Source organism: Mesorhizobium sp. WSM4848 (assembly GCF_055811375.1).
The window spans coordinates 89,481-106,357 of the sequence record NZ_JBVVPX010000018.1 but is presented as its reverse complement, the minus strand read 5'-3'; the positions used below and the strand labels follow the sequence as shown (position 1 = coordinate 106,357).

The following is a 16,877-nucleotide window of genomic DNA, read 5'->3' as shown; positions in this document are numbered from 1 at the left end:
ATCTGAATGTCGATCCAGAACGCAATTCCCATGCCACCGTCAGGCCTGGTAGGTGATCTTGCCGCCGCAGATCGTCGTCACCGGCCGCACCGTATGCAGCGCTTCCGGCGCGGTCGCCTCGATGTCGGCTGAGAGCACCACGAGATCGGCCATAAAGCCTGGCTTCAGGCGGCCCTTGCGATGCTCCATGAACTCGGCATAGGCGCCTTCCACCGTGTAGCCCGCTAGCGATTCATGCAACGAGAAGCTCTGGTCGGGATCGCTTTCTGCCCATGGTTTGCGCAGCACAGCCGCCTGAATGCCCAGGATCGGATCGATCGGCGACACCGGCCAGTCGGAGGCGAAGACGATGCGCGCGCCGGCATTCTTCAGCGTCCGCCAGGCATAGCTCAGCGGCCATCTTTCGCGGCCGATGCGCGAAAGCGTCGGCTCCAGCGGGAAGTCCATCGCGCCGGGCGGATGCGGCGGCTGCATCGAGGCGATGACGCCAAGCTCTGCGAAGCGCGGTATGTCGGCGGCAGTGACCACCTCGATATGCTCGACCCGGTGCCGGCTGTCGCGCCTGCCGTTTTTCCGCCGCGCCGCCTCATAACCATCGAGGACCGCGCGCACCGCGCCGTCGCCGATCGAATGCACGGCGACCTGCAGCCCGCGCCGGTCGGCCTCCACCGCCACCTCGGCGAGATGCTCCGGCGTAAACAGCGGCTCACCGCGCCAGCCCGGCCGGTCGGCATAGTCGTCGACCATCACCGCGGTCCAGCCTTCCAGCACGCCGTCGTAAAACATCTTGACCATGCCGGACGACAGCCATTCCGATTGGTAGGAGTTGGCCATGCTCGATGCCTTTTCCAGCCTGTCGAGCGTCATGAAGTTCTTGAAATGAAAAGGTATCTTGGTGCGGCAGAGCAGTCGCCCTTCCTGTTCCAGCCCGGCTAGCAGCTCGAGCTGGTAAAGATTGCCGTCCATGTTCTGGATCGAGGTGATGCCGTGGCGGGCGCACCATTCCAACCCGCGATGCATCAGGTCACGATCGGCCGCGACTTCGGCGGCGGAAGGGTACGGCTCGGGCTCTCCGCCTGTCGCAATGCCGAGCCGCACTCGGTTCTGCCCCGAAAGCTCGAGGATTGGCCCGAACGCCTCCCCCTCGCGCAATTCGCCCGCCGCCAGGCCATCCGCTCCCATGACGATCTCGTTGCCGGGACCGAGTTGCTTGCCGTGCAGGACGCCAGCCAGCTCCAGCGCCTTGGTGTTGGCCCACATCGTGTGATGATCGGAAGCCGACATGGCGAACGGCCGGTCGGCGATGATGCGGTCGAGATGATGGCGGGTGACTGGCTCTTCCTTGGAAAGGATGGTGTAGTCGACGCCGGCCCCAAGCAGCAATTTGGCGTTCGGCCGTGCCGCCGCATAGGCGCGGATCGCGTCGCTCAGTGCATCGAAGCCATGCACGCCCTGAAGGTGCAGATTGTCGAGTTCGGCCGCGCCGCCGAAAAGATGCATATGCGCTTCGATAAAGCCCGGCACCATCGACCCGCCTTGCGCATCGATAATCTTCGTGGCCGGCCCTTTCAGCGCCTCAATAGTCCGGCGATCCCCAACCGCGAGGATGTTGCCGTCCTTTATCGCCACCGCCTCGGCCGTCGGATTGCCTTCGTCCATGGTCAGCACACGGGCATTGATGACGATCAGGTCGGCATTTGAACTCATGATTACCCGCGGTTCGGTTGCGCTACCGACAGGCTAGACGAGTAGCTGCCGTGCCAGCAAGCCATGGCTGGTTGGCCCAGCGCCTTGTGAAAGGCAGTGCAAGACGGCTAGGGTCGCCGCATCTCACCACGGAACAATTTCATGAAGACTGTTTTTTCGCCCCTCCATGCCGGCCATTCCGGCAATGTCGAATTGATCGCCGGCGCCATCGTGCCGGCCTTCGAGAAGCCCTCGCGCGCCGAGTTCATCAAGGCGAGGGTGGAGAGCGAAAAGCTCGGCCCGGTGCTGCCGCCCCACACGCACGACCTCGCTGCCGCCAAGCAGGTGCATAGCAGCGACTACATCGATTTCCTGCCGACCGTATGGCCGCTCTGGGAAGCGTCGGGCCGGACGGGCTCGGCCCTCCCCTTCACCTGGCCGACGCGCGGCCTGCGCGGCGATGTGCGCCCGCAAACCATCGATGCGCTGCTTGGCTTTTACTCCTTCGACGGCGGCGCCGGCTTCGTCAAAGGCACCTGGGAGGCGATCAAGTCGTCCTATGACGTGGCGCTGACCGCAGCCGCCCTGGTCAAGGGCGGCGAGACATCAGTCTTCGCGCTCTGCCGCCCGCCCGGCCATCATGCCGGCGCTGCGTTCATGGGCGGCTATTGCTACATCAACAACGCCGCGGTTGCCGCGCAATGGTTCCGCGACCAGGGCGCCAGGCGCGTCTCGATCCTCGATGTCGATTACCATCACGGCAACGGCACGCAGGAGATCTTCTACAGCCGCGACGACGTGCAGGTGCTGAACCTGCATGGCGACCCGATGACCGAATATCCGTTCTTCCTGGGCCACGCCGACGAGCGCGGCGCCGGCGCCGGCGAAGGCTTCAATGTCAACTACCCCATGCCGTTCGGCACCGCATGGGATGCCTGGAATGCTTCGCTGGAGGACGCCTGCGCAAAACTTGCGGCTTACGCCCCCGAGATCGTTGTCGTCTCGCTCGGCGTCGACACGTTCGAGAAGGACCCGATCAGCAGGTTCAAGTTGAAAAGCGCCGACTATCCCAAGATTGGCCGTCGCATCGCCAAGCTCGGCCTGCCGACGCTGTTCGTCATGGAAGGCGGCTACGCCGTCGAGGAAATCGGCATCAATGCGGTCGGCGTGCTGACCGGATTCGAGGATCGGTAATGCATGTCGCCCAAAGGGCTGCCCCGGGCGTTCGACCCGAGAGCGCAGCGGTGATGGCAGCTACGCCACTTGGCCGCCGATCGTCTGGAGCGCGCCGCTTCCCCCGGGTCCTCCCCGTTCGACAAGCCTAGTTGACGGGAAAGAGCGGATCGATCGTCATTCTCTGCTCTCCGGCGCGTAATGGAGGATGACAACACCTGACTTGAGCGTCTTCGTCTTGAGATGCTTCAGGGGTATCCGGTTCGGGCAGCCCTTGAAGAGCGGCGTGCCTCTCCCGAGAACGACGGGGTTGATCCCGAGATGATACTCGTCGATCAGGCCGTGTTCCATCAGGGTCGCCGTGAGGTCGGCACTGCCGAACACGAAGATGTCTCCGCCGTCCCTGGTCTTCAGCTTGGCGACTTCTTCCGCGACATTGCCGTTGAAGAGCTTCGTGTTGTTCCAGTCGGCGCTTTTCAGCGTGCGCGAAAAGACCACCTTCTCGATCTTGTTCATGAAATCTGCGATCCAGCCTTGCTCGGACGGCCAATAGGCCGCCATGAGCTCGTAGGTCACCCGGCCGAAGATCAGCGTGTCGGCCTTTTCCTGGGTCTTACGAATGTAGTCCTCGAGTTCTTCTTCGAAGACGAACCAGCTGATGTCCCTGTCAGGACCTTCGAAGAAGCCGTCGACGCTCACCATGTCCCATATGATCAGTTTTCTCATAGAACCCTCCTCTTCGTGTATCCCTTTGTGAATTTCTCGGCCTATCCCGTGAAGCGGAAGCGCATGTTGGTGATCTGCCCCGTTTCCGAGACCTCGGTCTTCTCCAGCCTGACCGGCTCCATGCCGTTCTTGAGTGAATCGGCGGATGCCATCGCCGATGAGGACGGGCGCGACATGGATGTGGACCTCGTCCACAAGCCCTGATTCGGCCCGACGGGAAATCGCAGCGTTTCAGCGGGATGCGACGAAGCGTTCCAGTTTGCCCAGAGTTTGCAGTCCCAGTTCCACGGCACCGAAGCCCTTCGCCTCCTGGAACTCGGCAGCCGTGCTGAATACCATGCCGAGCGTTACCTTCGTTGCCCCGTCCTGATCCTCGAACGAGGCCCAGGCGTCGGCATGTTTCGGCCCGTTCTCGCCCCAATGGAGCGTATAGCCGATTCTCTCCTCGGGCCGGACCTCGTCATAGAGATGGTGGTTCGGGAAAACCGTGCCGTCAGGCCCGATCATGTCGAATACCCACTCGCCGCCCGCTCGCAAGTCGATCCTCTTGGTTCGACAGGAGAAGCCTTCCGGTCCCCACCATTGCGGCAGCGTTACAGGGTTCACCCACGCGCCCCAGACGATGGACCGCGGCGCCTGAATCACCCGTTGCAGCACCATCGTTCGTTCGGCCGCGCCTGCGAGGTTGTCCAGGCCGGCACCGAAGCCTTCTCGATAGCCTGCCTCCATGTCCTGCGCCAGCGACGAAAGCTGTACCGTCACGACCAGCCGGCTGCGCTTGTCCGTGCCTGACAACTCAGCCGTCACCAGCGCCGCTGATTGCGTCACGCCACCGGAGGAGACCACCTCGTAGTTCACGCTGTGGACACCCGGCTGCAACGCCAGCCAGCCGCACTCGCAGCGGATGTCCGGCTGACCCTCTGCCTTGCAGAGCGAGATCTCGCGACCACCCACCCTGGTGTCGGCCTCCAAAAACTCCACAGTGACCGAGGGCGATGGCGCTGCCCAGATCGCCCGCGCGGCCGGGGCCGTCCATGCCTCCCACAGCACGGCCAATGGCGCGGCCACGTCCCGTTCGAAGGTTAGCGTCGCAAAACGGCCTTTGCGGTCATCGGGCATCGTACGGGTCGCACTGTTTGCAGCGAGGTTCTGTGTCATTCTGCGCGCTCCTTCATCACATTCATCACAAATGCGTCCAACCGGTCGAGCCGGGCTTCCCAGATGGCCCGCTGTTCATCGAGCCATGTTCGCGCTGGATCCAGAGCCTCGGGCACGATGGCGCAGGTGCGTATCCGCCCGTCCTTGGACGTGGTGATCAACCCTGCCTCCTCCAGCACGGAAAGGTGCCGCATCACCGTGGGCAGCCGCAGCCCCGTCGGCCCAGCCAGATCCGTCACCGGCGCAGCTGTTTCGGCGAGCCGGGTCAGGATCGACCGGCGGGTCGGATCGGCGAGCGCGCGGAAGAGCAGCGAGAGAGCAGGATCATGCTTAGCCATGTCGCTAACTATCGCCCAACTTGCCGGCGGCGCAAGCGAAAACTTCGTCAAGTCGCTAAGTATTTTTTTTGCCCAACGCGCCGAGTTCTTGGAGCTGGCGGCTTCTGTTGCCGAGTCCGCTGAGAAGTCGCACAGGCCGATGCCTGCAATCGAAGACAAAATCCTGAAGCCGCCAGTCCGCATCCCACCAATCTCAGCCGTTCGCGTTTTATGGATTCACGGCAGAAAGCAGCGGGCGCGGCGGACGGAAAGTCGGACACCTCACCGAAGCGCTTCACGCGGCCTGCAGAAATGGCCGCTGACCTGTTCCAGCCACCGCTATCTTATTGTTGGACCATGATCTTCTTTGAAAAGGCGTTCGCCCTTTGCGAAGTCATGCTCTACTTCTAAGGACGGCATGAGGGCACCGATTCTGGAAAAACGCAGCATTTGAAGTCGGGGAAGCATCCATGATCGACGACGAGCCGGACAGCGAACGCGTCTCGGCGCTGGCGCCGTTCCGGCACGGCATTTTCCGCGCCGTATGGTCCGCCAGCCTGGTTTCGAATTTCGGTGGCTTGATCCAGGGCGTCGGCGCCGCCTGGATGATGACCACGATCGCCACCTCGTCCTATCAGGTCGCGCTGGTCCAGGCTTCGACCACCTTGCCGATCATGCTGTTTGCGCTCGTTGCCGGGGCCATCGCCGACAGCTTCAACCGGCGCAAGGTCATGCTGATTGCCCAGATCTTCATGCTGGTCGTCTCGGTTCTGCTGACCGTGTTCACCTATCTTGGCTTGATGACGCCGTGGACGCTGCTTGCCTTCGCCTTCCTGATCAACAGCGGCACGGCGCTCTACAACCCGTCATGGCAGGCTTCTGTCGGCGACATGGTGCCGCGCGCCAAGCTGCCGGCTGCCGTCGCGCTCAATTCGTTGGGCTTCAACCTGACGCGCAGCGTCGGCCCGGCGATCGGCGGCATCATCGTTGCCGCCGCAGGTACCGCAGCGGCCTTTGCCGCCAATGCATTGAGCTATGTCGGGCTGATCATCGTGCTGGCCCGCTGGAAACCGGAATTGCCGGCCTCGACACTGCCGCGCGAGACGCTTGGCGCGGCGATGGGTGCCGGCCTGCGTTACGTCGCCATGTCGCCCAATATCGGCAAGGTGCTGGTCAGGGGTGCGGCCTTCGGCTTCAGCGCCGGCGCGGTTCTGGCGCTGCTGCCGCTGGTGGCGCGCGACGTCGTCAAGGGCGATGCCTTGACCTACGGCATCATGCTCGGTGCTTTCGGCATCGGCGCCGTCGGCGGCGCGCTGATCAGCGTCCGGCTGAGGCAGATCCTGTCGAGCGAGACGATGGTGCGCATGGCATTCGCCGGCTTTGCGCTCTGCGCCTTCAATGCCGCCGTCAGCGATCAGGCCTGGCAAACGTCGCTCGGGCTGCTCATCGGCGGCGCCTGCTGGGTGGTCGCGCTGGCGCATTTCAACGTCACGGTGCAGATGTCGACGCCGCGCTGGGTGGTCGGCCGGGTGCTCTCGGTCTATCAGACGGCGACCTTCGGCGGCATCGCGCTCGGCAGCTGGATCTGGGGTGTTGTCGCTGATGCGCAAGGCGCCGAGTTCGCGCTGACCGCGGCCGCCGTCACGATGCTGGCGGGCGGCGCGATCGGCCTGTTGCTGCCCTTGCCGCAGCAGGCGGTGCTGAACCTCGATCCGCTGAACCGTTTCAAGGAGCCGCACCTTGCGCTCGACCTAAAATTGCGCAGCGGGCCGATCGCCATCATGATCGAGTACATCATCCGCGAGGAGGACGTGCCGGAATTCCTGGCCACCATGGCCGAGCGCGGCCGCATCCGCCGCCGCGACGGCGCCCGCAACTGGACGCTGGCGCGCGATCTCGAAAATCCCGCAATATGGATCGAGCACTATCACACGCCGACATGGCTCGAATACATCCGCCACAACAAGCGGGCCACCCACGCCGACGCTGTTGTCGGCGAGCGCCTGCGGGCGCTGCACAGCGGCGACGAACCGCCGCGCGTCCGCCGCATGATCGAGCGTCCGACAACCGCCGGCACCGCGATCGTCATGCCGAAAGGACCAATCGAGCATTAATGCATGTCGCGCAGAATTCACCTCAACCTAACGTTGCACCTAGAAGCGGCCGTGGTCGCCTGAAGCATTGCAGAGCTATTTGACCTTGATGACAACCTTGCCCTTGGCCCGGCCCTGTTCAATGTAGGCCAACGCCTCATTGGTCTGCTCAAGCGGAAAGACGCGATCTACGACCGGGCGGATGAAGCCCGTTTCGATGAGCGACGTGATTTTTGTCAACTGCCCGCCATTGGCCGCCATGAATAGGAACGAATATCGGACATCTGAGCGTTTCGCCCGCCTCCTGATGCCGGAGCTCAAAACGCGCATGACCAGGTTCAGCACCCAGCTCAGCCCCTTCTCCCTGGCAAACCCTGGATCGGGCGGACCGGAGATCGAAACGGCGACGCCACCTGGCTTCAACACACGCAGGGACTTTTCAAGGGTCTTGTTGTCCCGACTGTTCAGGACGACATCGTAGCCCGAAAGCACTTTCTCGAAGTCATCCTTTTTGTAGTCGACAATGACATCGGCGCCCAGCGTCCTGACCATATCCGTGTTCGAGGCGCTTGTTGTCGTGGCGACCGTTGCGCCGAGGTGCTTTGCCAATTGAATGGCGAATGTCCCCACTCCGCCGGAGCCGGCCTGGATGAAGACCTTCTGTCCTTTCTTCAGCTTCGCCCTTTCAACCAGCGCCTGCCAGGCGGTCAGCCCCACCAGGGGAACCGACGCAGCCTCTTCCATGCTGAGGTTTTTTGGCTTCAGGGCCACGTCCGCATCATTAATGGCGATGTATTCAGCGAACCCTCCGATCCGACCGTCGCGCGCTCGCGCATAGACCTGGTCGCCCGGTTTGAACTGTCGGACTTTCGAGCCGACGCGAATGACCGTTCCGGCCACGTCATGGCCTGCAACGAAGGGCCGGCGATAGGGCAGGATGATTCTGAACTCTCCATCCCTGATCTTGGAGTCCAGCAGATTGACGCTGGCGGCATGGATCTGCACCAGCACGTCATTCTGCCCGACTTCCGGCTCTGGCACCTCTCCAAGCCGTAGGGGAGCTTTCTTTGCATATCGATCGACGATGAAGGCCTTCATTATAGCTTTCCCAAATTGAGGAGACCAGGAGCGCCCAATCGACATCTCCGATGCGTCGCCCTATTGCATTATGGTCATTTAATGATAATATGATCATAATGCAATAGCTGATCGAAGGAGAAAGACATGCGCTACGAGAAAGGCAGGAGGGAAGCATCGCGGCAGCGGATCATGGACGTGGCGACCGAACGGTTTCGCTCCGACGGCATCGCTGCATCAGGTCTCGCCGGCATCATGGGCGAGGCGGGACTGACCAATGGAGCTTTCTATCCCCATTTCCCGTCCAAGGCGGCGCTCGTGCGTGAGAGTGTGGCGGCCGCCCTGGAGGTTCAGGCGACCCAGATTCAGGAGGCACTGGCTGCCGGTGGCTTGTCAACGGCCATCGACACGTATCTGTCGGCGGAACACCGAGACAATCCAGGCAAAGGTTGCGCTTCAGCCGCGCTGCTGCCCGAAATTGCGCGTGAGCCGGTCGAGACCCGCCAGGTTTACGCCGAGCATCTGCTCAAGCTCGTACGCGTAGTGGCGACCGAACTGACGCCCGACGCCCGCGATCCCGAGGCTGTCGCGTTCGGCGTCTTCGCGACCCTGATCGGCACGCTTGAGCTGTCCCGCGCGGCGAACGGAACCGAACTGTCCGATCGCATTCTCGAGGCTGGCGCGGTAGCGGCGAAGGCGTTGCTCCAGCCCCACGAGAACGGCAAGCCGGAAGAAAGGAAACCATCATGAACGTGCATCATCTGTCGCGACCTGCCGCAATCGTCAAACACAGGGACGTGCCTACGAAAACGGTCGACGTTGGCGGTACGAAATTCGCCTACCGTGAGCTCGGGCCCACATCAGGGGTACCGGTGATCTTTCTGACCCATCTGAGTGCGGTTCTCGACAACTGGGATCCCCGGGTCGTCGATGGTATTGCCGCAAAACGGCGAGTTATCACCTTCGATAACCGTGGTGTTGGTGCATCAGGTGGCTCCACTCCCAACACGGTGGAGGTGATGGCCCGCGACGCGATCGCCTTCATCCAGGCCCTCGGCTTCGAGCAGGTCGATCTGCTCGGCCTATCCCTTGGCGGCTTCATCGCCCAGGCGATTGTTCAGCTGGAGCCTGATCTGGTTCGCAAGATCATCCTCGCGGGAACCGGCCCAGCCGGGGGTACCGGCATCGACAAGGTGACGTTCGTCACCATCTTCGACATGATCCGCGCCGCGCTGACCATCAGGGACCCAAAGAACTACCTCTTCTTCACCCAAAGCACGAACGGCAAGAAGGCGGCGCGAGCGTTTCTGCAGCGCCTGAAGGAACGGACCTATAACCGCGACAAGCCCATCGCGCTCGGCGCTTTCAGACAGCAGCTCAAGGCAGTCCGTGCCTTTGGCCTTGAGCGCCCTGCCGACCTGTCGCGTATCCGGCACCCGGTCCTCGTGGTCAATGGCGATCACGACAGAATGGTGCCCACCAGCAATTCCGTCGACCTGGCACGGCGCTTTCCCAATGCCGAGCTGGTCCTGTACGAGGACGGCGGGCATACGGCCATTTTCCAGTATCACGGCGCCTTCGTGGAAAAGGCTCTGGACTTCCTCGATGCCTAATCAGGCGGTGCCGGTGTGCCGAGTTGGTGAGCAAATGACGCTTCGATGCATGCGCTAACCTGACGGGCAACACCGTACACTAGATCGGGGAAGCCCTGAGAAGTAAGCACACGCAAGCCAATTCGCCGAATCTGCGTTGCGTCGACAACGGACCCTCAGTCTGTTCCCGTCAAGCAAACAAGACTGCCAAGTGACACCCGCGCGTCAGGATGCAGCGCGCAGGCTCGTACGGACGCGCCGCCTGCTCGTGGCGCGGGATTTCTCCGCCACGACACCGGTGATCTCGACCACGCCGTTCTCATGTGGTCTGGCGTTTGTGACCTTGTGGAGACGCTCATAGGGCAACAATTCCTTGACCCGGGCATCGAGCAACGCGACTTCGGCTCGCAGATCCTCGCATTCCTGCCTCTGGACATCGAGCTGTATCTGTTCGGATGCCTGCTGCAGGGAAAGCTGCGAAAGATTCGCACTCACCGTCGAAAGGTGCATCTTGTCGTTTTCGTTCTCCTTTCTGAGAACGGCCAACCTTTCCTCCGCAATTTGCTTTTCGGCCATAGCGTCGCTCCATTGAGCCTTGAGATTGGCGATCACGCTGGCGGCTTGACTGTTCTCATTAGAGGCAGCCTCCAACCGCGATTGGAGGTTCCAAATTTCAGAACGCAGGCCGCCGATCTCGGTGAAACCACGTGCACGCTCGGCCTCCCTGTCACCTTCCACGATACGGGCCGCTTCCGTCATTTCCGACAGCTTCGCTTGCGCGATGTCGAGCGATTTCTGCAGCCGCAACTCCTCCTTCTCGCTCTTGCCAAGCGCAGCCAGCAATTCTGAAAGCCGCGCCGCGTCATGGGCATGAATCGTCGAGATTTCGTCCAGCCTGTGCCGCGCTTCTGCTTCTCGTTTCAGCGCCTTGTCGAAGTCCATCGACAGGCAAACATGTTTTTCCCGCAAGAGCTCGTTCTCGCGCGCGCATCTGTTGGCCTCGGCCGTTCTGGCCGAAAGCGTTCTGACGAGGTCGCCGAACTCCGCTTCGCGCTCTGCGTTCGCATTGCCTGCCACGATGAGTTCCAGCCTTGCTGCAGCCAACTCAACGCGAAGGGCCTCCTTGTCCTCGCTCAGGCTTGTCTCGCGCTGCTGCAGGGCCGCGACAGCGCTTTCACGCTCGCGCTGCTTTTTGGTCGCATCGTGGAGCTGCTCCGCCAGCACTCTTTGCTGCGTGATCAGACTGACATTTGCCAGTTCCAATTCGTTGGCGCGAAGAATGTCCCCGTGAAGCAGCTTCAGGAATTCGCTTGTGAGATGATGCGAGGTCGCGACCTCCGACAGTTTCGTGTTGATCTCCTCCAGATACTCGCGCGCATCGTCAAAAAGTCCATCAACGGCACTTAACGCAGCCAGGCGGGTTTGTGTATGGGACGTCAGCCGTAATGCGATCTCGGGAGTGTCGGGATCGTCCTCGGGCTGAGAGTTGTCATTCCTTGCCGCGAGATTCTCATCCGGAACGTCGTCCAACGGCGATTGCTCGTCCAGGTTGAGACACTCATCGAACGCCACCGCCAAATCGGCTTCGAGTTCCTTGAATGCCCTGTCCACCGTCTCGGCACGCTTGATCAGACTTCTGATTTTCATGACTGAACATCCCCTACTGTAACGCCATCTGGGGTCTCGATCCTCGCCTCCCGGACACGGGTTATCCCCTTCCCCCTGATCGCGCGGTGGCGCATGAGGCGAGCCCACGCTAGGGACAGGCCTGGCCACTGTCCTCGTCTGTTTGAATGATGCAGACCGTGTAACTGCCAGCGTGGACAGCGCAGCTTCACTGCGGCGATAAAACCCATCATCATATCGGGAACCGCGTTGACGTAAACGTCAACCCGAAGCTATATGCGCCGGCGGCCTTGATCGCGAAATGCGCAAGACGGCGACTTCGGCCGGATCAAAGTGCCCCAGGCCGAAGTGCCCCAGACCGAAGTGCCAATGGGTGCGACAAACGCAACGAGACGAGGAGAACGGCCATGGGCGTTCAGGAAATTGCCGACAAGATCAGCGCGCGCGTGGCGAGTGCCGGGTTCGATCGTTCCGTGAAATTCGATACCGGTGACGACGGCGTCATCGTCATCGACGGCGCTGCTGTATCGACCACCGACGCGCCGGCCGACTGCACGATAAAGCTTTCGCTCGACGATCTGGAATCGCTGATATCGGGCGATCTCAACCCCACCATGGCGTTCATGTCGGGCAAGATAAAGGTCGAAGGCGACATGAGCGTCGCCATGGCGCTGAGCCAGCTGATCGGCTGATCCACTCCAATCCGGATGGAACAAGCCGCCGCCCGATGGCAGCGGCTTGTTTCCGATCCGTCAGGCTGCCAGCGGCAGCCGCTGTGCCTTCAGCTTGCGCCCAGCCGCCTTCAGCGTGCCCTGCGCGCCGGCGAGCACGCCTTCCACCAGTTCCAGCGCCAGCAGGCGGTGCCGCTCATACGGGCCCGGCATGGCCAGCGAGCCGGTTTTTTCGGCCGAAAACCCAAAGCGCTCGTAATAGGGCGCATCGCCGACCAGCAGGATCGCAGCATGGCCGAGGCGCGCGGCTTCGGCGATTGCATGGCGCATCAGCGCCGAGCCGATGCCGGCATTCTTGATTGTCGGATCGACGGCGAGCGGGCCAAGCAGAAGCGCCGACCTACCGCCCTCGTCCAGCACGACATCCCAGAGCCGCACAGTGCCGGTGACAGCGCCCGACGCGTCGCGTGCGACAAAGGCCAGCCCTTCCGAAGGCCGGCGGCCGCGCCGCAGCTTTTCCGATGATTTCTTCCGGCGCTTCGGCCCCATCGCGCGATCGAGCAAGGCTTCGCGCGCCGGGACGTCGGCAGCGGTTTCGGCGGTGATGACGAAAGCGCCAGCAATCTCCCCCCTCGCGGGGGAGATGTCGCCAAAGGCGACAGAGGGGGTCGGCACGTCCTGACGCGACACCCTGTCGTGAGCGAAGGACGTCGGCGCTTCACGCGAGACGACCCCCTCTGGCCGCTTCGTGGCCATCTCCCCCTCAAGGGGGGAGATTCCGCGCGCAGCGCCCTCAACGATGAAATCCACAATTTCCATTTCCGCGATCCTTCACGAGCGGATTGTTCCACAGGCGAGCCCGGGCGGGGCGACAGGCGCCCACCTCGGATGATCTGACCGGCTCTTGCGAGCCGTCAGATCACGTAGGATCGGAGAGGCTCGAAGCCGTTGAAGGCGACCGAGGCGTAGGTCGTCGTGTAGGCGCCGGTGCCCTCGATCAGCACCTCGTCGCCGATGGTCAGCGACAGGGGCAGCGGATACGGCGTCTTCTCGTACATCACGTCGGCCGAATCGCAGGTCGGGCCGGCGAGCACGCACGGCGCGGTCTCGGTGCCGTCATGCGCGGTGACGATCGGGTAGCGGATCGCCTCGTCCATCGTCTCGGCGAGACCGCCGAACTTGCCGATGTCGAGGAACACCCAGCGCACATTGTCGTTGTCGGCCTTCTTCGAGATCAGCACGACTTCCGACTTGATGACGCCGGCATTGCCGACCATGCCGCGGCCCGGTTCGATGATGGTCTCGGGAATCGCGTTGCCGAAATGCTTGCGCAGCGCCGAGAAGATCGCCTGGCCATAGGCCTGCGCCACCGGCACATCCCTGAGGTAACGGGTCGGGAAACCGCCGCCCATATTGACCATCTTGAGCAAAATGCCTTCCTCGGCGAGCGTAGCGAACACCTTTTTGGCATCGCCGAGCGCGCGGTCCCAGGCAGTCAGGTCGGTCTGCTGCGAGCCGACATGGAACGACACGCCATAGGCGTCGAGCCCGAGCGCCCTCGCATGGCGCAGCACGTCGACCGCCATCGCCGGCACGCAGCCGAACTTGCGCGACAGCGGCCATTCGGCGCCTTCGCCGTCGGTCAGCACGCGGCAGAACACACGGGCGCCGGGTGCAACGCGGGCGATCTTCTCGACCTCCTCGACGCAGTCCACCGCGAACAGCCGGATGCCGAGCTGATAGGCGCGCTGGATGTCGCGCTCCTTCTTGATGGTGTTGCCGAAGGAGAGGCGGTCCGCCGGCGCGCCGGCGTCCATCGCCATCTCGACTTCGGCAACGGAAGCGGTGTCGAAGGACGAGCCCATCGCAGCAAGCAGGCGCAGGATTTCCGGCGCCGGATTTGCTTTCACCGCATAGTAGATTTTCGAATCGGGAAGCGCCTTCTCGAAGGCGCGGAAATTGTCGCGCACGACATCGAGATCGACGACGAGGCATGGACCGTTCGGACGTCGGGTGGCGAGGAAGTCAAGGATGCGCTGGGTAGCCATCGGGGTCTCTCCATCAGCGCCTTTCGGCGCGCACAAAGGCTGCGGGACGCGGGTCATCGACCTCGCGAACACGCGGTGGACAAAGGCGGGACGTCGATCCATGGAACCAGCCGGTGGAGACCCCGGAACCATGAAGCGCCGTCTCGCGGCGGTGAACCTTGGCCTTGCCCGGCCTCGGTTCGCTTTGTCTGCCTTGGCTTGGATTGGGAGAACCCGTTCCGCACTGCCGGCAATGAAGGTGTGCCTCTTCAGTAACCCCGGTCTTTGGACGACCGGCAGAACACCAGAAAGGCCCGCACCGTCGTTGCTTCAAGGTGTCCTCGGTCTGGCGGTTGGCCGCTAAACCGACTGGAGGGGTTAGCTCCAGTTACCTTACCGATATCCCTCACCATTTTGAGGATCGGCGGACACCCACAGGCACGTGCGACTTTGGGCAAGCGCGATATAAGGTCGATGGATTTCACAATCAATAAAAATCGCACGCCAGGTTGTAAAAATCCTGGCGTCGAACAATGTTGCAACAACTGTATCCGGATATCGAACGCATGGCAGGCACTCGCGGCCCTCTGAACGCTTTTCTCGACCTCGACGGTATCCCTGTATCCAATGCTCAATCCGGCCCGCTTGCCGGCCTGCGGCTGGCCGTCAAGGATATTTACGACGTCGCCGGCTACCGCACCGGCTGCGGCAATCCGCAAAAATACCAGGAGGCTTCACCCGCCTCGGCGACGGCGCCGGCCGTCCAGGCGCTGCTTGATTCGGGCGCGCGCTTCGTCGGCAAGACGCAGACCGACGAACTGGCCTTCTCGCTGATGGGGCTGAACGCGCATTTCCCGTCGCCGGTCAATCCGGCAGCACCTGATCGCGTCACCGGCGGCTCGTCCTCCGGTTCCGCCGCCGCGGTCGCCGGCGGGCTGGCCGACACTGCTATCGGATCCGACACCGGCGGCTCGATCCGCGCCCCGGCAAGCTTTTGCGGGCTGATCGGCCTGAGGACCACGCATGGCCGCATCTCGCTCGAAGGCGCCATGCCGCTGGCCCCTTCACTGGACATTTTCGGCTGGTTCGCCAGGGACATGGCCACCTACGAAAAGGTCGGCGCAGTGCTGCTCGGCGACGATCGGCACAACCACGAATTGCAGCGTCCCCTCGCCCTGGATGCGCTGGACGGGCTCGTGCTCGGCCCGCAGGAAGCCGACGAGTATCGCGCCATGGTCCGCACTGTCGCATCGGTGCTGGGCGCGCCGCGCACCGTTGCCCCGCTGTCGCATTCCACCGTCGACCTCTATTGGTGCTTCCGCAAGCTGCAGGGGTACGAGGCCTGGCAAAATCATGGTGCCTGGATCGCCGGCGGCGATCGGATGCTCGGCCCCGGCGCCAAGCAGCGCTTCGAGCATGGCGCAACCATCGACGCGGCAACCGCGCAATTTGAAACGGAACGTCGCGTTTCACTTCGCCTTGAGCTTGCCGGCCTGCTTGGCGAGGACGGTGTTCTTGTGCTGCCGACCGCTCCAGGTGCCGCCCCGCTCAAGGCCGCCTCGTTCGACGATTTGCAGACCTATCGCGAACGCGCGCTAAAACTGTTGTGTCTTTCCGGCCTGTCCGGCTTTCCGCAGATCAGCCTGCCGCTAGGCCTGGTTGACGGCGCCCCGTTCGGCCTCTCACTGCTCGGACCGAAAAACAGCGACCGGCAGATGATGGCGCTTGCCGCGCGCATTCTTTCAGCCGACCAAAGGAGCGCATGACATGGATACGCTGACCCGCATGCGCGCCTTCATCGACGTCGTCGAGGCCGAAGGATTTTCGGCAGCGGCGCGAAAGATCGGCCGCTCCAAGGCGCTGCTGTCGAAATATGTCCGCGAGCTGGAGGACGAGCTCGGCGCGCTGCTGCTTAACCGCACCACCCGGCAGTTCTCGCTCACCGAGGCCGGCCACACCTATTACCGCCGCGCCTCGGAAATCGTCCGCGAGGTCGACAGCCTGGCCGATGCGGTGCGCGAATCCTCCGGCGACGTGCGCGGCAGGATCAAGCTGTCGGCGCCGCGCACCTTTGCCGATGCGCCGATCGGCCTATCGCTGATCGACTTCGCCAAGCAGCATCCCGACATCGTGCTCGACATACATCTCGACGACCGCTTCGTCGATCTGGTCGAGGAAGGTTTCGATCTCGCCGTGCGCATTTCGCGGCTGGAAAGCTCCTCGCTGATCGCCAGGCGCCTGGCGCCGTTTTCGGTGCGGCTCTGCGCATCTCCCGAACTGATCGCCAAGCACGGCATGCCGGTGCGGCCGCAGGACCTTGGCCGCATGCCCTGCATCATCGACACCAATGGCCGCTGGCTGACCAACTGGCCGTTCAAGGGCGACAGCGGCGACACGATAACCGTTTCGGTCTCCGGTCCAATCGAGGTCAACAGCCCGATGGCCGCAAGAGCCGCCGCCGTGGCGGGATTGGGATTTTCCATCCTGCCGGATTTCATCGCCGCGCCCGATATCGAAAGTGGCCGGCTGGTGCCCGCGCTGGATGACCGCATCCTGCCGGGTGGCGGCATTTTCGCCGTCTATCCGCACCGACGCTATTTGCCTGCGAAAGTTCGCGTCTTTGTCGATTTCCTGGTGCAGTGGTTCAAGACGATCGACAATGCATGAGCTTTTAGCCGCCGCGGGGTCCCATTTTCGCCCGCTTTCTGGTAACTCTCGACAGTCACCCAAG

16 protein-coding genes are annotated in these 16,877 nt (G+C 62.7%); 7 read left to right on the top strand and 9 right to left on the bottom strand.

Translation table 11 applies throughout. From position 1 onward, the window contains the following. Window positions 1-39 precede the first annotated feature (39 nt). Window positions 40-1,707 carry an amidohydrolase gene (locus tag AC0L16_RS18065; protein WP_473622305.1) on the bottom strand — a complete coding sequence of 556 codons (1,668 nt, stop codon included), beginning with the start codon at window positions 1,705-1,707 and terminating at the stop codon, window positions 40-42. Window positions 1,708-1,848: 141 nt separating this feature from the next. On the opposite strand from AC0L16_RS18065, the gene AC0L16_RS18060 reads away from it, so the two are divergent. Continuing rightward, on the top strand, window positions 1,849-2,880 hold the full coding sequence (locus AC0L16_RS18060; protein WP_473622304.1) for a histone deacetylase family protein: 1,032 nt from the start codon (window positions 1,849-1,851) through the stop codon (window positions 2,878-2,880). Between the two features lie 156 nt (window positions 2,881-3,036). On the opposite strand, the gene AC0L16_RS18055 is transcribed toward AC0L16_RS18060, so the two are convergent. From AC0L16_RS18055 to AC0L16_RS18040, 4 genes are read right to left on the bottom strand one after another with little or no spacing between them, the layout of a single operon-like run. Then, complete coding sequence (locus AC0L16_RS18055; RefSeq protein WP_473622302.1) at window positions 3,037-3,585, bottom strand: dihydrofolate reductase family protein; 549 nt, start codon at window positions 3,583-3,585, stop codon at window positions 3,037-3,039. A 41-nt stretch (window positions 3,586-3,626) separates the two neighbouring features. Next, window positions 3,627-3,761, bottom strand: coding sequence for a hypothetical protein (locus AC0L16_RS18050; RefSeq protein WP_473622301.1), 135 nt, complete (start codon window positions 3,759-3,761; stop codon window positions 3,627-3,629). A gap of 55 nt (window positions 3,762-3,816) precedes the next feature. Then, the gene (locus AC0L16_RS18045) at window positions 3,817-4,743 is read right to left on the bottom strand and encodes an SRPBCC family protein (protein WP_473622300.1); all 927 of its coding nucleotides are present in this window, start codon (window positions 4,741-4,743) and stop codon (window positions 3,817-3,819) included. Further along, window positions 4,740-5,081 carry an ArsR/SmtB family transcription factor gene (locus AC0L16_RS18040; RefSeq protein ID WP_473622329.1) on the bottom strand — a complete coding sequence of 114 codons (342 nt, stop codon included), beginning with the start codon at window positions 5,079-5,081 and terminating at the stop codon, window positions 4,740-4,742. The genes AC0L16_RS18045 and AC0L16_RS18040 overlap by 4 nt, the downstream gene beginning before the upstream one ends. A gap of 449 nt (window positions 5,082-5,530) precedes the next feature. Here AC0L16_RS18040 and AC0L16_RS18035 point away from each other — a divergent pair, with 449 nt between their 5' ends. Continuing rightward, a complete protein-coding gene (locus AC0L16_RS18035; RefSeq protein WP_473622298.1) occupies window positions 5,531-7,174 on the top strand; it encodes an MFS transporter in 1,644 nt (547 codons plus the stop codon). A 75-nt stretch (window positions 7,175-7,249) separates the two neighbouring features. Here the strand turns inward: AC0L16_RS18035 and AC0L16_RS18030 are convergent, their stop codons facing one another. Beyond that, window positions 7,250-8,251 (bottom strand): NADP-dependent oxidoreductase, encoded by a 1,002-nt coding sequence (locus AC0L16_RS18030; protein ID WP_473622297.1) that lies wholly within the window; start codon window positions 8,249-8,251, stop codon window positions 7,250-7,252. A gap of 126 nt (window positions 8,252-8,377) precedes the next feature. On the opposite strand from AC0L16_RS18030, the gene AC0L16_RS18025 reads away from it, so the two are divergent. Beyond that, window positions 8,378-8,980, top strand: coding sequence for a TetR/AcrR family transcriptional regulator (locus AC0L16_RS18025; RefSeq protein WP_473622296.1), 603 nt, complete (start codon window positions 8,378-8,380; stop codon window positions 8,978-8,980). Next, window positions 8,977-9,843: an alpha/beta fold hydrolase gene (locus AC0L16_RS18020; protein ID WP_473622295.1), complete on the top strand. Its 867-nt coding sequence runs from the start codon at window positions 8,977-8,979 to the stop codon at window positions 9,841-9,843. The genes AC0L16_RS18025 and AC0L16_RS18020 overlap by 4 nt, the downstream gene beginning before the upstream one ends. A 204-nt stretch (window positions 9,844-10,047) precedes the next feature. Here the strand turns inward: AC0L16_RS18020 and AC0L16_RS18015 are convergent, their stop codons facing one another. Then, window positions 10,048-11,469: a coiled-coil domain-containing protein gene (locus tag AC0L16_RS18015; RefSeq protein WP_473622328.1), complete on the bottom strand. Its 1,422-nt coding sequence runs from the start codon at window positions 11,467-11,469 to the stop codon at window positions 10,048-10,050. Between the two features lie 386 nt (window positions 11,470-11,855). Here AC0L16_RS18015 and AC0L16_RS18010 point away from each other — a divergent pair, with 386 nt between their 5' ends. Next, entirely contained in the window at window positions 11,856-12,140 is a 285-nt protein-coding gene (locus AC0L16_RS18010; RefSeq protein WP_091594836.1) for an SCP2 sterol-binding domain-containing protein, read from the top strand. A 60-nt stretch (window positions 12,141-12,200) separates the two neighbouring features. Here the strand turns inward: AC0L16_RS18010 and AC0L16_RS18005 are convergent, their stop codons facing one another. Then, a complete protein-coding gene (locus AC0L16_RS18005) occupies window positions 12,201-12,764 on the bottom strand; it encodes a GNAT family N-acetyltransferase (protein ID WP_473622327.1) in 564 nt (187 codons plus the stop codon). A gap of 269 nt (window positions 12,765-13,033) precedes the next feature. Next, window positions 13,034-14,167: an ornithine/lysine decarboxylase gene (gene odc2 / locus AC0L16_RS18000; protein WP_473622294.1), complete on the bottom strand. Its 1,134-nt coding sequence runs from the start codon at window positions 14,165-14,167 to the stop codon at window positions 13,034-13,036. A 545-nt stretch (window positions 14,168-14,712) separates the two neighbouring features. Here odc2 and AC0L16_RS17995 point away from each other — a divergent pair. Further along, window positions 14,713-15,912, top strand: a complete 1,200-nt coding sequence (locus AC0L16_RS17995) for an amidase (RefSeq protein WP_473622293.1) — start codon at window positions 14,713-14,715, stop codon at window positions 15,910-15,912. Between the two features lies 1 nt (window position 15,913). After that, window positions 15,914-16,813, top strand: coding sequence for a LysR family transcriptional regulator (locus AC0L16_RS17990; protein WP_473622292.1), 900 nt, complete (start codon window positions 15,914-15,916; stop codon window positions 16,811-16,813). Window positions 16,814-16,877 lie beyond the last annotated feature (64 nt).

Bases quoted from the DNA above. Each gene is read 5' to 3' on its own strand.
- AC0L16_RS18025 (WP_473622296.1), top strand. From the start codon at position 8,378: ATGCGCTACGAGAAAGGCAGGAGGGAAGCATCGCGGCAGCGGATCATG.
- AC0L16_RS18065 (WP_473622305.1), bottom strand. From the start codon at position 1,707: ATGAGTTCAAATGCCGACCTGATCGTCATCAATGCCCGTGTGCTGACC.
- AC0L16_RS18010 (WP_091594836.1), top strand. From the start codon at position 11,856: ATGGGCGTTCAGGAAATTGCCGACAAGATCAGCGCGCGCGTGGCGAGT.
- AC0L16_RS18020 (WP_473622295.1), top strand. From the start codon at position 8,977: ATGAACGTGCATCATCTGTCGCGACCTGCCGCAATCGTCAAACACAGG.
- AC0L16_RS17990 (WP_473622292.1), top strand. From the start codon at position 15,914: ATGGATACGCTGACCCGCATGCGCGCCTTCATCGACGTCGTCGAGGCC.
- AC0L16_RS18045 (WP_473622300.1), bottom strand. From the start codon at position 4,743: ATGACACAGAACCTCGCTGCAAACAGTGCGACCCGTACGATGCCCGAT.
- AC0L16_RS18055 (WP_473622302.1), bottom strand. From the start codon at position 3,585: ATGAGAAAACTGATCATATGGGACATGGTGAGCGTCGACGGCTTCTTC.
- AC0L16_RS18035 (WP_473622298.1), top strand. From the start codon at position 5,531: ATGATCGACGACGAGCCGGACAGCGAACGCGTCTCGGCGCTGGCGCCG.
- AC0L16_RS18030 (WP_473622297.1), bottom strand. From the start codon at position 8,251: ATGAAGGCCTTCATCGTCGATCGATATGCAAAGAAAGCTCCCCTACGG.
- AC0L16_RS18060 (WP_473622304.1), top strand. From the start codon at position 1,849: ATGAAGACTGTTTTTTCGCCCCTCCATGCCGGCCATTCCGGCAATGTC.
- AC0L16_RS18040 (WP_473622329.1), bottom strand. From the start codon at position 5,081: ATGGCTAAGCATGATCCTGCTCTCTCGCTGCTCTTCCGCGCGCTCGCC.
- odc2 (WP_473622294.1), bottom strand. From the start codon at position 14,167: ATGGCTACCCAGCGCATCCTTGACTTCCTCGCCACCCGACGTCCGAAC.
- AC0L16_RS18015 (WP_473622328.1), bottom strand. From the start codon at position 11,469: ATGAAAATCAGAAGTCTGATCAAGCGTGCCGAGACGGTGGACAGGGCA.
- AC0L16_RS18050 (WP_473622301.1), bottom strand. From the start codon at position 3,761: ATGTCGCGCCCGTCCTCATCGGCGATGGCATCCGCCGATTCACTCAAG.
- AC0L16_RS17995 (WP_473622293.1), top strand. From the start codon at position 14,713: ATGGCAGGCACTCGCGGCCCTCTGAACGCTTTTCTCGACCTCGACGGT.